The sequence below is a fragment of the Marinomonas sp. UCMA 3892 genome (assembly GCF_012726345.1).
Taxonomy (GTDB): domain Bacteria; phylum Pseudomonadota; class Gammaproteobacteria; order Pseudomonadales; family Marinomonadaceae; genus Marinomonas.
In genome coordinates this window covers 255601-269413 of sequence record NZ_PTXN01000005.1, presented here as the reverse complement: position 1 = coordinate 269413, position 13813 = coordinate 255601, and the positions used below count along the sequence as shown (strand labels likewise).

General features: G+C 41.2%; 14 protein-coding genes. 8 read left to right on the top strand and 6 right to left on the bottom strand.

From position 1 onward, the window contains the following. Positions 1–37 precede the first annotated feature (37 nt). From B6N13_RS09050 to arfB, 3 genes are all read right to left on the bottom strand, one after another. Entirely contained in the window at positions 38–241 is a 204-nt protein-coding gene (locus tag B6N13_RS09050; RefSeq protein WP_169459144.1) for a DUF1289 domain-containing protein, read from the bottom strand. An 82-nt stretch (positions 242–323) separates the two neighbouring features. Next, positions 324–1604 (bottom strand): aminotransferase class I/II-fold pyridoxal phosphate-dependent enzyme, encoded by a 1281-nt coding sequence (locus tag B6N13_RS09045; protein WP_169459143.1) that lies wholly within the window; start codon positions 1602–1604, stop codon positions 324–326. Between the two features lie 106 nt (positions 1605–1710). Further along, positions 1711–2124 (bottom strand): alternative ribosome rescue aminoacyl-tRNA hydrolase ArfB, encoded by a 414-nt coding sequence (arfB, locus tag B6N13_RS09040; protein WP_012069209.1) that lies wholly within the window; start codon positions 2122–2124, stop codon positions 1711–1713. A 140-nt stretch (positions 2125–2264) separates the two neighbouring features. Here arfB and hisA point away from each other — a divergent pair, with 140 nt between their 5' ends. Next, positions 2265–3026, top strand: coding sequence for a phosphoribosylformimino-5-aminoimidazole carboxamide ribotide isomerase (gene hisA / locus B6N13_RS09035; protein ID WP_012069208.1), 762 nt, complete (start codon positions 2265–2267; stop codon positions 3024–3026). 198 nt (positions 3027–3224) lie between these two features. Then, positions 3225–4031 (top strand): hypothetical protein, encoded by an 807-nt coding sequence (locus tag B6N13_RS09030; protein WP_012069207.1) that lies wholly within the window; start codon positions 3225–3227, stop codon positions 4029–4031. Between the two features lie 78 nt (positions 4032–4109). Here the strand turns inward: B6N13_RS09030 and B6N13_RS09025 are convergent, their stop codons facing one another. Next, positions 4110–4577, bottom strand: a complete 468-nt coding sequence (locus tag B6N13_RS09025; protein WP_169459142.1) for a hypothetical protein — start codon at positions 4575–4577, stop codon at positions 4110–4112. Between the two features lie 155 nt (positions 4578–4732). Between B6N13_RS09025 and B6N13_RS09020 the strand changes: the two genes are divergently transcribed. After that, positions 4733–6082 carry a sigma-54 dependent transcriptional regulator gene (locus B6N13_RS09020; RefSeq protein ID WP_012069205.1) on the top strand — a complete coding sequence of 450 codons (1350 nt, stop codon included), beginning with the start codon at positions 4733–4735 and terminating at the stop codon, positions 6080–6082. Between the two features lie 67 nt (positions 6083–6149). Here B6N13_RS09020 and B6N13_RS09015 read toward each other — a convergent pair whose 3' ends face one another. After that, positions 6150–6422, bottom strand: coding sequence for a hypothetical protein (locus B6N13_RS09015; RefSeq protein WP_012069204.1), 273 nt, complete (start codon positions 6420–6422; stop codon positions 6150–6152). Positions 6423–6886: 464 nt separating this feature from the next. Between B6N13_RS09015 and aguA the strand changes: the two genes are divergently transcribed. From aguA to B6N13_RS08995, 4 genes are all read left to right on the top strand, one after another. Then, positions 6887–7996: an agmatine deiminase gene (gene aguA, locus B6N13_RS09010; RefSeq protein ID WP_169459141.1), complete on the top strand. Its 1110-nt coding sequence runs from the start codon at positions 6887–6889 to the stop codon at positions 7994–7996. Positions 7997–8287: 291 nt separating this feature from the next. Next, entirely contained in the window at positions 8288–9265 is a 978-nt protein-coding gene (gene rsgA / locus B6N13_RS09005; protein WP_012069202.1) for a GTPase RsgA, read from the top strand. A 188-nt stretch (positions 9266–9453) separates the two neighbouring features. Next, positions 9454–9981, top strand: coding sequence for a menaquinone-dependent protoporphyrinogen IX dehydrogenase (gene hemG, locus B6N13_RS09000; RefSeq protein ID WP_012069201.1), 528 nt, complete (start codon positions 9454–9456; stop codon positions 9979–9981). Positions 9982–10082: 101 nt separating this feature from the next. Next, positions 10083–11951, top strand: a complete 1869-nt coding sequence (locus tag B6N13_RS08995) for a cation:proton antiporter (protein ID WP_169459140.1) — start codon at positions 10083–10085, stop codon at positions 11949–11951. Between the two features lie 42 nt (positions 11952–11993). Here the strand turns inward: B6N13_RS08995 and B6N13_RS08990 are convergent, their stop codons facing one another. Beyond that, complete coding sequence (locus tag B6N13_RS08990; protein ID WP_012069199.1) at positions 11994–12362, bottom strand: hypothetical protein; 369 nt, start codon at positions 12360–12362, stop codon at positions 11994–11996. Positions 12363–12537: 175 nt separating this feature from the next. Here B6N13_RS08990 and B6N13_RS08985 point away from each other — a divergent pair, with 175 nt between their 5' ends. Then, positions 12538–13758: an MFS transporter gene (locus tag B6N13_RS08985; protein ID WP_169459139.1), complete on the top strand. Its 1221-nt coding sequence runs from the start codon at positions 12538–12540 to the stop codon at positions 13756–13758. Positions 13759–13813: the final 55 nt, after the last annotated feature.

Genomic DNA, 13813 nt, shown 5'->3' with positions numbered 1-13813 from the left:
TTAGAAAGAAATAATAGAAGACAGGAATGAAAGAACACTAAGAGTATTTGGCGTCGTGTTTCTGCTTTCGCAAGGCACAATTTGCCAGCACTTCTCGCTTTTGCGTTTGTGTCGATTTTTGCCAATCCATGATTTCCGTAATGCTTCGAAAGCAACCTACGCAAATATCCTCGGCATCAAGACAACATTGTCGAATACAAGGACTTTGAATGATTGGGTCTTTATCCTGATTAGCTGGCATGAATGATGACTTATTCCGGTGGAATGAAATAGGGGGCTACACATATAGCCCCCTATTTCTAGTTTATGTATTCCTAACCTAATTACTTAACAGTAACCTTGTCCAACGCTTGGCTAATGTCGGCAATGATATCTTCAATGTTTTCAATACCAACAGAAATACGCACCAAGTCTCGGCTCACACCGGCTTTCGCTAGCTCTTCATCGTTTAATTGACGGTGAGTGGTGGAAGCGGGATGACAAGCCAATGATTTTGCGTCACCAATGTTCACTAGGCGCAATACCATTTGTAGTGAGTCAATAAACTGTGTGCCTGCTTCTAGACCGCCTTTAATGCCAAAGCTTAATACACCAGACGCTTTACCATTGGTAATGCGTTTACTCATTTCGTTGTACTTGTTATCTGGCAAGGCTGCGTAATTCACCCAATTCACTTTATCGTGATTCTGTAAAAATGCCGCTAGTTTTTCAGCGTTAGAGCAATGACGCTCCATTCTTAGACCTAGAGTTTCCAGACCTTGCATGATCAAAAATGCACTGTGCGGAGACAAGGCAGATCCCGTATTACGTAGTGGAACAACACGGCAACGACCGATATAAGCCGCTTCGCCTAGTGCTTCTGTGTAAACCACATCGTGGTAAGAAGGATCTGGCTCATTCAACATTGGGAAACGTTTTTTATTCGCTACCCAATCAAACTTACCAGAGTCAACAATAATGCCACCTACGGTAGTACCGTGACCGCCAATGTATTTTGTTAGGGAATGAACCACAATGTGTGCGCCCAATTCAAAAGGACGGCATAGGAATGGCGTGGCAACCGTGTTATCTACGATAAGCGGAACACCATGTTTATTAGCAATCGCCGCTAGCGCTTCAATATCTACAATGTTGCCTGCTGGGTTACCAATGGACTCACAAAAAATAGCACGAGTGTTTTCGTCAATGGCCGCTTCAAATCCCGCTAGATCATCGGCCGATACCATGCGTGTTTCGATACCTTGTCTTGGGAAGCTGTGAGCGAATAAGTTGTAAGTGCCGCCGTAAAGCTGGCTTGTGCTGACAATGTTTGAACCCACATCACAAATACATTGCACGGCATAAGTAATGGCTGCCATACCAGATGCAACCGCAAGGGCCGCGATACCGCCTTCCATTGCAGCAACACGTTGTTCTAGAACATCCGTTGTTGGGTTCATGATACGAGTGTAAATATTGCCCTGAACTTTCAGGTCAAATAAGTCCGCTCCGTGCTGAGTATCATCAAAAGTATAAGAGGTAGTTTGATAAATTGGCACAGCCGCCGCTTTTGTCGTGGCTTCTGACTTATAACCGTGGTGCAATGCTAGTGATTCTAGTTTCATGTTAAGCAAACCTATTTTTTATTATTCCAAAGAAAGTAACCTAAACATAATACAAGGCAATGGCACTTTAGAAAAACAAGTATTGCTCATTTCATGAGGTAATTTTTTAATCCCAATTACTACGGCGTAAACTTTTGATTTGGCCTTTTTGCTTTTTCTGGTCAACACGTTTTTTTTGCGATGAACGAGTTGGCTTGGTCGGTCTGCGAGTTTTCTGTACTCTCACCGCTTCCAGTATGAGTTCTTTCAATCTTGCTAAGGCATCCTCTCGGTTTAACTCTTGAGTACGGTGTTGCTGGGCTTTCAGCACAATGTCACCATCTTTGGTAAGGCGGGAATCATTTAACGCGAGCAAGCGCTCTTTATAAAATTCTGGCAATGAAGACTCTGCGACGTTAAAGCGCAAATGAATGGCAGAAGACACTTTATTTACGTTTTGACCACCAGCTCCTTGTGCTCGGATAGCGGTTAATTCAATTTCGTGGTCTGGGATCGCCACGGCGAGGGTAATTTGTAGCATGATGATTGCTTTATGTTTCTTTCTATTTTGGGAGGGGAAATTATAACAGGCTTAAGAAGTGTTTGCTTTGCTGCATCGTTTCTCAGTACATTATCAGTTACAATCCCTGTTTTATTTTTCAGACTATATAGGAGTTTTTTGTGACCCAATTCCGTCCTTGTATCGATCTACACCAAGGCAAGGTTAAGCAAATTGTAGGTGGAAGTCTAAACGACAAAGGTGCCACAGAGAACTTTATCAGCGAACACAATGCTGAGCATTACGCCAATATGTATCGCGAACACGGGCTGATTGGTGGTCATGTTATTGCCTTAGGCAAGGGCAACCAAGAAGAAGCATTAAGCGCCCTACGCGCTTATCCTAATGGTTTGCAGTTTGGCGGTGGCGTTAACAGCAGCAATGCGGAAAGCTACTTAAAAGCGGGCGCTTCTCACGTTATTGTCACTTCTTATTTGTTTGAAAATGGTGAGTTTTCTTGGGATCGCTTAGATAAAATTAAACGCGAAACAGGGACTGATCGTTTGGTATTAGATTTAAGTTGCCGCCGTACCAAAGATGGCTGGTACATTGCGACCGATCGTTGGCAAACAATTACCTCCACTCAAGTCAACCAAGACAACCTAATTGAACTAGCCAATCACTGTGACGAGTTCCTTATTCACGCAGCCGATGTAGAAGGCTTGCAAGCGGGTATTGATGAAGACTTGGTTAAGTTACTTGGTCAAGGTTGCCCCGTTGCGGTTACCTACGCAGGCGGCGCTCGCTCTTTAGCTGATTTAAAACGTGTTCACGAGCTATCGAATGGCCTAGTAGATTTAACAATCGGCAGTGCGCTGGATATTTTCGGTGGCAAAGGCGTAACGTTAGACGAATGTATTTTGTGGAATCAGTCACAAAAATAAAGTCAAAAGAGAGGCAAGCCGTTAACTTGTCTCTCACTCTTTCTGTATTACAATATTATCTCAAATATTCATAAGAGATTTTATTTACACATTTAAATAAGATACTCGCATCGGCAGCAGATACTACAGCTCGACATACTATCCGCCATGCCGCATACTTAGTGCCTTATTTTTCGCTTCTAATCTCAGGATTATTAAATGCCTACATTTCGTTCTGGCCTTTTACTTGCAACACTTTTACTAAGTGCTTGCTCGATGCCAATTTTTCAAGATTTACAAAACAAGCCAACTGAGAAAACCTCTACTCCAAATACAGTAAGCACAGAACAATCTATGCCAAGCAAAACGACAGACAACGAAGTGGCTACTGTAGAAACGAGTGTTATTACTGAGACAAATAACAGTAACAGTAACAGCACGAAAGCCAGCAGTACTGAGAGTAATACAGATCTTGCCGAGCAACTTAATACACAAAGAAAATTGGCTAATGCCAACTATATAGAACTTAAAAATCGGGTAGGAAACGCGCCAGAGCTGCCAAGGCTATTAGCAACAGAGCAATTAGATTCGAAAGCAATTAACTTAGGCATTCAGCAGCTACGTTCGTATATCAGCAAAACAAATAGTGCACTTGCTCTATTAAACGCTCGGGTTAATGATAGAGAAAAAGTAGCAATGAATGGTGATCTGATTCGAATATTCTTATCTGAAGCGACGGTTACCCATGACAACATGACATTTAAAGCGCAACCTCTTGTCGGTCAATGGGTTCGTGGTGAAAGTCGAGTTATTCGTTTAAAAGACAATATCTTGTTTGAGAACCCAAAATCAGAAGACTTACATATTACGTTTTCAGAAACATACCAGCTCGTTGTTAATGGAGAGGTCATCTCTACCATTAATCCAAAAAAGGAAAAAAACAACGCAAGCTTCAATGTAACCACATCTGCTAATGACGGTACTATCGTGGGTAAATTGGACTATCGAGTCATTGATAACGAATAAACTAATTATCGCTATCTCTCATACTCCCTATTTTTCTATAAACCAAAAGAGCCTAGAGAGCTCTTTTGGTTTATAGACTTACCCCAGATTAGCGGCTTTCCTCCGTTTCTGCGCGTTATCCAATACCATCTGAATACATGCCAAATAATCAACAATGATATTGGCAAATAACTTATTGTCTAACTCTCTAACTAACTTTCCGATACGCTTTATTACCTGCCAATTAACAGTCATAACACGACTTAAAGCATGTTTATCCGCTGCTTTAAGTGCTGATAAATAGGCTGTTGCTATATAACCTGGTTCAGGGTTCATCGTGCCAGTATCCTTCGGTAACGTCCCTACACTTTGCAGCAAACGTTCAGCCAGCCGCCGATATAAAGACGACACTTTTTTAAACACATGCTTATCAAGTGTATTCCCTACTCGCCCACATAATGCCGAGTTAGCAAAAAAACCGTCAAAACACATAGAAAGCATGTCGCATAAAATACGTGAATCCCTATTGGGATAAAGCATTTTTTCTGTTCTATGGTTTTTAAGCATGTCTGTCTCCTTTCAAAAAAGGGTGAGCTTTGTGCAAATACGGATATTTAAGGCCGTGTTTAATGCAAAGTTACGGCAAAAGACTAGGACAAGCTTATCTTCCTATGATTCCATAACTCTTATAAATTTTTATGATCACATCAGGGAAAATAATAATGTCTTTACCAAAGCTATTTATGCATGTTCAAGATCCATTATTAGCTTCAAATCTGCTTTCTTTAAATGGCGTTCGACAATATGAACTAAACATCAGTCATCAAGATAAAAATTGGCTAGATCAACTATCTTTAGCTAAATGCGATGTTGCTCTTATCGAAGTCAATTCATTACATGATGCCGCCTTAAAAGAATTGATTCATAGTCCTGTTCTTTATCAAACAGAGTTTTTATTTTTCAGCAAAGGCGAACCCGATCCAATATTAGATTGCCTAATGCATAAAGGTGCTGGATTTCATTATCGAGCGCCTTACAATTTAAAACTGATTGAATCTTCATTAGAAGAAGTCTTTTGCGAACTAAACCGCTCTCACGAAAACGCCAATACCCAAACCAGCTATCTGGATCAATTTGGGTTATTAGTCGGCTCATCAACTGCTATGCATTCTCTCTACCGTACTATTCGAAAAGTCGCGGCAACCAAAGCCAATGCTTTTATCATGGGCGAAAGCGGAACAGGTAAAGAGCTTATCGCCAATACTTTGCATGTTTTCAGCCAACGCGCTGAAGGTCCTTTTGTCGCCATCAACTGCGGTGCGCTTAGCCCAGAGTTGATTGACAGCGAACTATTTGGCCATGTTAAAGGTGCTTTCACCGGAGCACATAAAGATCATCAAGGCGTTTTCGAGCAAGCAGAAGGCGGCACACTCTTTTTAGATGAAATTACCGAGATGCCTTATGAGCAGCAAGTAAAACTCTTACGAGTACTCGAAAGCGGTGAATACAAACCCGTCGGCGCCCAACAAGTTAAAATGGCCAACGTGCGCATTGTGGCAGCAACAAACCGTACGTTAAGTGATGCCATCCGCGATGAAGTATTCCGCGAAGACCTCTATTTTCGTTTGGCTCAATTTCCTATTATGGTTCCCACTTTGCGTGACCGAGAAGGGGATGCCTGTGGTCTTGCTCAACACTTTTTGGCTTACCGCAATGCCCAAGATGGTCAGCACAAACAATTTTCAGAACAAAGCCTAGAAAAAATTAATCACTACACATGGCCTGGTAATGTTCGAGAGTTAAAACATGCAATAGAGCGAGCTTATATTCTGGCCGATACTATTATTCATCCAGAGCACCTTGTTACCAATGACCTCAGTGATCAAACCGAGACAACTAAAACAGCTGGCATTCCTACTGGTATGCGTCTTGATGATATTGAAAAAATCGCCATCTTAAAAACGCTAAAAAACAATGCTGGCAATAAAACAGATACGGCAAATCAACTTGGTATCAGCATAAAAACTCTATATAACAAACTCGATAAATACGACCATACTGATTTTTTATAAAGTAAGAAATTACTTTATAAAAACGTTAGAAAAAAGGCCGATCAACTCGGCCTTTTTTCTGCTCGTTTTAGCAATCAGTGTCTTTGGCGTTCATGCCTTCTTTCGCTTCTTCACACTTGTCTTCAATGGCGTTACCTGTATCTGTCATAGTGTCTTCAATTGAATTGCCCGCGTTGTTTAGCGCTTCACCAGCATTATCCATTGTTTGCTCAACAGCATCACCAGCATTGGACATAGCGTCTTCTACTTTGTTGTCATCAGAACTCTGGTCACATGCTGCCAATGTACCAGCAGTAACAAGAACCAAAGCAGTATTTAGTAGAGTGCGTTTAATATTCATAATGGTAACCTCCATTTAGTTTTTTAAAATTTGGGCGTTATGGCTGCGTTTATATCCAGCCCTCCCAAGTAATCAACTCAACAATCAGAACAAAAGAATGTAAGTCCTTATCGTTGATTTCCCTTAGAGTATTGCGAAGCTTGTGCCAACTTTTAAAAAAACACATAACATATTGATATTAAAGAAATTTAATTTCAAATACTCATCCATCATAACGACTAGATAGCAAGCCAATAAGTAGTTTTTACAAAACTACTCGGTAACTGTTTCCGTCGAGTAATTGTAAAGACGCAAAAAATGTGGTCCATAAGCCATCAATCCGATGAAAGAAACAAACAAAACAACGAAATAAACAGCTAATTTCATGGAAATACACAAAAAGACTCTTGAATGTTTGTATCTCTATCATAGAATTGGCCAAAATCTATGCTTTATTTATAAAAGCGACCTTTAAGGACATGTTAATGAGCTCTACGCTGTACACCTCACCAAGATTAGATGGCTTTCGTATGCCTGCGGAGCACGAGCCGCAAGAACAAGTTTGGATGGCTTGGCCAACCCGCGAAGACAACTGGCGAGAAAAAGGTAAGCATGCTCAAGCTGAGTTTGTTGCCGTTGCTACTGCGATTGCACAATCAACAAAGGTCACTTTTATTGTCGATGCTAAGCACTATGAACAAGCTCGCCTCGCCTTACCCGATCAAATTCGAGTGATTGAGATTCCATCCGATGACTGTTGGATGCGTGACATAGGTGCAACCTATGTGGTGAACGATCAAGGCGAACGCCGTGCAAATAGCTGGCAGTTTAATGCTTGGGGTGGTGAGTTAGACGGCTTATACGACTCTTGGGAGCAAGATAATGCGGTCGCCGAAAAAATGGCTGCCGTCACAGGTGACTATGTTTACCACGCGCCATTAATTTTAGAAGGCGGTTCCATTCATGTGGATGGTGAAGGTACTTTATATACGACAGAAGAATGCTTGCTACACCCAAGCCGTAATCCGCATTTAAGCAAAGAAGACATAGAAGACCTATTAAAGGTGTACTTAAATGTTGAAAAAATCATTTGGCTTAAAGATGGGCTTTATAACGATGAGACCAATGGGCATGTCGATAACATTATGCATGTCATTCGTCCGGGTGTTGTCGCATTAACCGATTGCGAAGACTCAAACGATCCACAATACGCCATCAGTAAAGCGGCACTAAAAGTCCTAAGCCAAGCAATCGATGCAAAAGGCCGAACACTAGAAATTATTAAACTTCCAATGCCAGGACCGCTTTTTGTATCAGAAGATGAAGCAAAAAACTTATTAAAAAGTGACTCTATGAATCGCCAAGTAGGAGAACGTCTTGCAGCCTCTTACGCCAACTTTTTAATAACGAATAATAGTATCGTATTTCCAACATTCGGCGAGAAAACCGATGAACAAGCAAAGGAGATTCTACAAAAAGCATTTCCTGAGCATAAAGTTATCGGTGTTTATGCTAGAAATATATTATTAGGTGGCGGAAACATTCACTGCATTACTCAGCAAGTTCCTGAAAAGTGTTCTATTAAAGTAGTTTAAGCCCCCTAATAAGCCTTTAACGGATTTATATTGGTTATATATGTTATGCCTATATTCAGTATAAATACCAAGAGGATAAACCTTTTTTATGGCACTAATATTTCTGTTTGTAGCGCTCACACACTGTGCTAATCTCGTGTATTAACGCCTTGTAGAAATGGTTTATAACGCATTGGTGTTTTGTGTATTTTCTGGCTAGAACATAAACAAAGTTTTGCTTATGTTCGGTTGTACTAATTGAAGCGCATTGCTTCTTATTTACGATAGCGTATTTCGCTTGGGGTAATATCAATGGATTCCACGTTCACTTTATTGGACTTAGGCTGGCAGGCTTACTTTCAACAACAGTTATCATTGGATGATTTAGAATCTAACCGCATTGCACGTATCTGCTCTCAAAAAGGCAGCAACTACGAGCTTGTCAGTGAATTCGGCTTTTTCACTTTAGAAAACCATTCCGATATGCCAAGCATGGCTGTCGGTGACTGGGTTATTACTGACACTGAACATAACTTCCTACGCCTGTTAGAACCAAGTTCTATATTTGAAAATATCGCTTCAAATATAGACACTGTGTTTTTAATTTGCGCATTAAATCAAGATTTCAATTTAGCGTTAATTAAACGTTATTTAGAACTTACCCATGAAGCTCAAGCAGATGCTGTTGTTATACTGACAAAAGCAGATACTTGTAACGATGCAGCTGAAAAACGAGCCCAAGTAGAAAAGCTTGATCCGTTACTCATCGTAGAAACGGTTAATGCTTTGGATCCAGACAGCCTACGCTGTTTATCACCCTTGCTTAAAAAAGGTAAAACCATTGCCTTACTTGGCGCGGTTGGTTCAGGTAAATCTGCATTAATCAATACTTTGATGCAAACCACAGCCGAAGGCAAAGCGCAAAGGAACATTGGTGATTCTGGCGCCTTAAAAATCATGCCATCAGGGGCTATTTTGTTAGATACTGCTGGCATGCGTGAACTACAACTTGCTGAATTTGATAGCAGCGCCATTGCCAATTTCGCTGACATCATTGCATTGGAAAAAGAATGCCGTTTCAGTGATTGTCATCACCAAGGTGAGCCAGGTTGTGCTATCAAAGGTGCAGTTAAGGCAAATCGTTTAGATGAGCAACGTGTAGCTGACTTTATGCTGCTTCGTAATGAAGACAACGATGATGATCAAGTTACCAGATCCAAACCACAAGAAAAGTTTTATCGTAGCGCACAATCCGATATCCGCGCTCGAAAACACAGTTCTGCTGAGTAAGCTCTCGACGATCTAAAATTAGCAAAACAGAAAGCGGACTATACTGCATAGCCCGCTTTTTTATGATCAAAAAACTTTCAAAATAAATAACAGCGCCCTCTGCCCTTTACAGCAAGTCACTGAGTGTTTATAACAACCGCTCTATTCGTTTTCCCCTACACCAACAGAGGCAGCTTTTCTGAATCACCATGTCTAATATTTTACTGATTTATTCAACAACAGACGGTCACACAAAAAAGATAAGCCTTACAATGCAAGATGTTATCGAGAGCCAAGGCCATACCGTCACACTTCTACCAGTAGAAGAGGCAACAGCTGAAACCTTAGTCAATTATGACAAGATAGTCATTGGCGCCAGCATCCGCTATGGCAAACATCAAAAAGTTGTAATTGATTTTATTGAGCAAAATAAAACTCAGTTGGAAAGCAAGCCAAGCGCTTTTTACACTGTTAACTTAGTTGCTCGTAAACCTGAGAAATGCCAACCGGATTCCAACCCCTACATTATCAAACTTTTAGCTCAACTAGACTGGCACCCAACTTTACAAGGTGTATTTGCGGGCAAATTAAATTACCCACAATACGGATTCATCGACCGCAATATGATCCGTTTCATTATGTGGATGACCAAAGGGCCAACAGACCCAAAAACCAATATGGAATTCACCAATTGGAATAGTGTGAATTTGTTTGCTCAAGCTGTTTGCGATATGTAATAAAACGATCGATGGCAATCCATCTATCTTTAAGCGACGTAATTGTACAACTCCAAACCGTCTGTCTCTTCTATTTAGGCGATTAGAAAAGGAAAAACGAAATGACTGATACGCTGTTGCTAACCTTTATTTTTTTGGTTGCAGGAGTCATTTCTGTTCCTATTGCATCACGGCTTGGACTAGGCTCTGTCTTAGGGTACCTGCTTGCTGGCATCATTATTAGTCCATTACTAACTCTATTAAAAGTTGACATCGTTTCTATTCAACACTTTGCCGAACTTGGTGTTGTCATGATGTTATTTCTTGTCGGGCTAGAACTAAATCCTAAAAAACTTTGGGCATTAAAGTCCAAATTAATCGGCTTAGGTGGCGGACAAGTTGTGTTAACTGCCATTTTAATTATGGGGATAGGCATGTTGCTAAACCAAGAATGGCGTACCAGCTTAGCTATTGGTTTAGTACTCGCCCTATCTTCAACTGCCATCGTAATCCAAACCTTAACGGAAAAAGGTTTGATGAAATCAGATGGCGGCCAATCATCTTTTGCCGTATTGCTCGCTCAGGATATTGTCGTTATCCCAATGCTGGCCTTTATACCTCTACTTGCCACACCAGAACTCATCGAATCTTTAAGTCATGCGGCAGAGATATCTCAGGATGAAAGCCATTCAGTATCTTTAGTCGATGGTTTAGAGGCATGGCAGACGGCATTAGCCACCATTGGTGCTATTGGTATAGTGATTTTAAGCGGTAGCTTTTTAGTTACGCCGATATTTCGTTTTATCGCAGTAACACAATTAAGAGAACTTTTTATAGCCGCCGCGCTGATGTTCGTTATCGGCACCACTCTACTCATGTCTTTGGTTGGACTTTCTCCTGCACTCGGAACATTTCTAGCCGGCGTGGTGTTGGCTAACTCACCTTATCGACATGAGTTAGAAAGTGATATAGCTCCTTTTAAAGGTTTGTTGCTGGGATTATTCTTTATGACCGTCGGCGCAGGTATAAACTTTACCCTACTTTTTAATCACTTTTTCTCTATTCTTGGCTTAACTGTTGGTCTAATTCTGCTGAAAGCTACCACGCTGTTAATATTAGGACGGATATTTAACATTCGTGGTTCAAATAAATGGCTGTTTGCGCTAGGCCTTGCCCAAGCTGGGGAGTTTGGTTTTGTTTTGCTGTCTTTTACTGTCAGTAATGCAGTGATATCACAAGATGTTGCCGACATTCTGCTGCTTGTTGTGGCGTTATCTATGTTGCTCACGCCGATGCTATTCATTATCTATGACCATATTATCGCGCCTCGTTATGCCACAGACCAAACCGCCAGTGCGCACGACGACCTGCCCGATGACAACAAAATCATTATTGCCGGTTCAGGTCGAATGGGAAGTACGATAGACAATCTTTTGCGCTTAGCTGGTTATCATTCAACAGTGATTGATTTCAGCGTAAAACGATTAAGAGCACTTCAGCATTTTGGCGTTAAAAACTACTTTGGTGACGCCACCCGTCCAGACTTACTAGAAGCTGCAGGTATAGATGAAGCATCATTGTTGATTATTACCATTGATGATCCAGAGCAAATTACCAAACTCGTTAAATATGTCAAAGAGCACTACCCTGATCTACACATTATCGCGAGAGCTTTCGACAATAATCACGTTTACGATTTATGGGCTTCAGGGTGTCGCGACATTATTCGAGAAAACTACGACAGTAGCTTGCGTATGGGACGGTCTGCTTTTGAAGCACTTGGCATTTCTCATAAAAAAGCCGAACAGATGATTGACGTGTTTAATCAGCACGACAAAGTATCTATGGTGGAAGTAGCCGATGCACATCAGATAGGTGTACCCTTCCATGAAAACACCGTATTTATTGCTCGTCTAAAAAAATACCTTGAAGAGAAAAACCCACAACTTCAAAAAGCCATGAAAGACATTCAAGCTCAAGCTGATGACTAAAAATATTCGTATTTAGCATCAAGCAAGTTAGTGCTAAATACATTAATGGAGCGCCACTTTACTTTGCAGTTTGGCGAGCCGTTCATTCCATTTTCCTGCATGGGAACGCTCGCAAGCTTCTTCTGTATCAAAGCTAACTTGCTGACGAAGCTGGTTTAACTTGATGTTTACGCTGTTTAACTCATTATTAATAAGCGTATAAAAATAATCATCTTGCTTATCTTCGATGGCTTTACACAAGGCCTCATCGGTTTCAAAAACACAAACGATCTTTAGCGAATTAGGAAACGCATTGTAATTGACCAAATGCGTTAGCCAGACAAAACCTTCCACTGAACCCAGTGCCGTTTCACACACATTCGTTAACGCTCCACGAAGTGCATTATCGATTTTTTTATCGGATTTCTTCATAAAAATACATTACTGATTTAAGAAGCCGAAAGTGTAACCTGTCGCACAACCTCAACCAAGTTGATCAAGCAGATTCCCTATCATGCATTTCTTCTAAAAAATAACCTGCTATAATTTCAAAACACTGTTTCAATATAAAGCTTCTACATAAAGCGCCGCATCAACGGAGATAACCTTGCACAAAACATTTCGCTCATTGAGCAACCCGCAATATCGGCTTTGGGCAATGGGAGCTTTTGTCTCAAATATTGGCACATGGCTGCAACGTACTGCGCAAGATTGGATTGTGATTGCAGAACTGTCTAACGGAAACGCCACAGCAGTAGGTATTGTTGTCGCTCTGCAATTTGCTCCGCAATTTATTTTCTTACCTATCATTGGTTGGGCTGCTGATTACTTCGATCGCCGCAAACTACTTATCGTCACACAAAGCTTGCGCGGTTTGCTCGCGCTGGTTCAAGCCATCATGATTCTGAATGGTCACCTTGAGCTGTGGCACATGTATATTTTCGCCTTTTTACTCGGCTGCTTTACCGCATTCGACACTCCAGCGAGACACGCATTCGTAGCCGATTTAGTTGCTGATAAAGATCTAGCTAACGCCGTTTCTTTGAATTCTATTTCATTTAATAGCGCTCGGATGATTGGTCCTGCTATCGCAGGATTTTTAATTCTATTAATGGGTGCTGGCTGGGTGTTTGCGCTAAATGCCTTGTCCTTTATTCCAATTATAGCCATCACTTATATGATAAAGGCCAAACCAGTCAATTCACTTCCAAGCGTCGAAAGTGATTCTAGCAAATCTAGTAAAGCCACCTTATTTGATGGATTTCATTATATTCGTCAACGTCCAGACATGATCATTGCCATCACCATGTTCTTTTTCTTCGCTATGTTTGGGCTAAACTTCACTGTCTATCTGACGTCAATGACAGTGCATGTGTTTACTGGTAACTCTCAGCAATTTGGCATTCTGATGTCTATTATGGCGGTAGGCTCTATTATCGGCGCCATGATTACCGCTAACCGAGAAAACCCTAATGTTCGTTTTATATCCTTTTCAGCTATCGGCTTTGGGGGAATTGCCTTGATAGCCTCGATCATCCCTAATTTTTGGTTATTTGCGGTCTCACTCAGTTTAATAGGCATGACTACTCAACTTTTTACCACATCCGTACACAGCCTAATTCAACTCAGTGCACAAAAATACATACGCGGTCGAGTCATTGCTATTTTGTTAGCAACCTCTGTAGGAGGTTCGGCTATTGGTGGGCCTTTGGTCGGTTGGACTGCCGACTTACTCGGTGCTCGTTGGGCTATCGCCTGTGGAGGCATTATTGCTTTGCTAACCGCTGCGCTTGGCTTACGCTATCTATATCGACAAGGTGATAAATAAGTTTTTTTAAGATTAAGCAAAGCTCCCAACTATTAAGCTGCACCATGATGCATTA

Coding starts and splice junctions, on each gene's coding strand:
- B6N13_RS09050 (WP_169459144.1), bottom strand. CDS start 241: ATGCCAGCTAATCAGGATAAAGACCCAATCATTCAAAGTCCTTGTATT.
- B6N13_RS09045 (WP_169459143.1), bottom strand. CDS start 1,604: ATGAAACTAGAATCACTAGCATTGCACCACGGTTATAAGTCAGAAGCC.
- arfB (WP_012069209.1), bottom strand. CDS start 2,124: ATGCTACAAATTACCCTCGCCGTGGCGATCCCAGACCACGAAATTGAA.
- B6N13_RS09030 (WP_012069207.1), top strand. CDS start 3,225: ATGCCTACATTTCGTTCTGGCCTTTTACTTGCAACACTTTTACTAAGT.
- B6N13_RS09025 (WP_169459142.1), bottom strand. CDS start 4,577: ATGCTTAAAAACCATAGAACAGAAAAAATGCTTTATCCCAATAGGGAT.
- B6N13_RS09020 (WP_012069205.1), top strand. CDS start 4,733: ATGTCTTTACCAAAGCTATTTATGCATGTTCAAGATCCATTATTAGCT.
- B6N13_RS09015 (WP_012069204.1), bottom strand. CDS start 6,422: ATGAATATTAAACGCACTCTACTAAATACTGCTTTGGTTCTTGTTACT.
- aguA (WP_169459141.1), top strand. CDS start 6,887: ATGAGCTCTACGCTGTACACCTCACCAAGATTAGATGGCTTTCGTATG.
- rsgA (WP_012069202.1), top strand. CDS start 8,288: ATGGATTCCACGTTCACTTTATTGGACTTAGGCTGGCAGGCTTACTTT.
- hemG (WP_012069201.1), top strand. CDS start 9,454: ATGTCTAATATTTTACTGATTTATTCAACAACAGACGGTCACACAAAA.
- B6N13_RS08995 (WP_169459140.1), top strand. CDS start 10,083: ATGACTGATACGCTGTTGCTAACCTTTATTTTTTTGGTTGCAGGAGTC.
- B6N13_RS08990 (WP_012069199.1), bottom strand. CDS start 12,362: ATGAAGAAATCCGATAAAAAAATCGATAATGCACTTCGTGGAGCGTTA.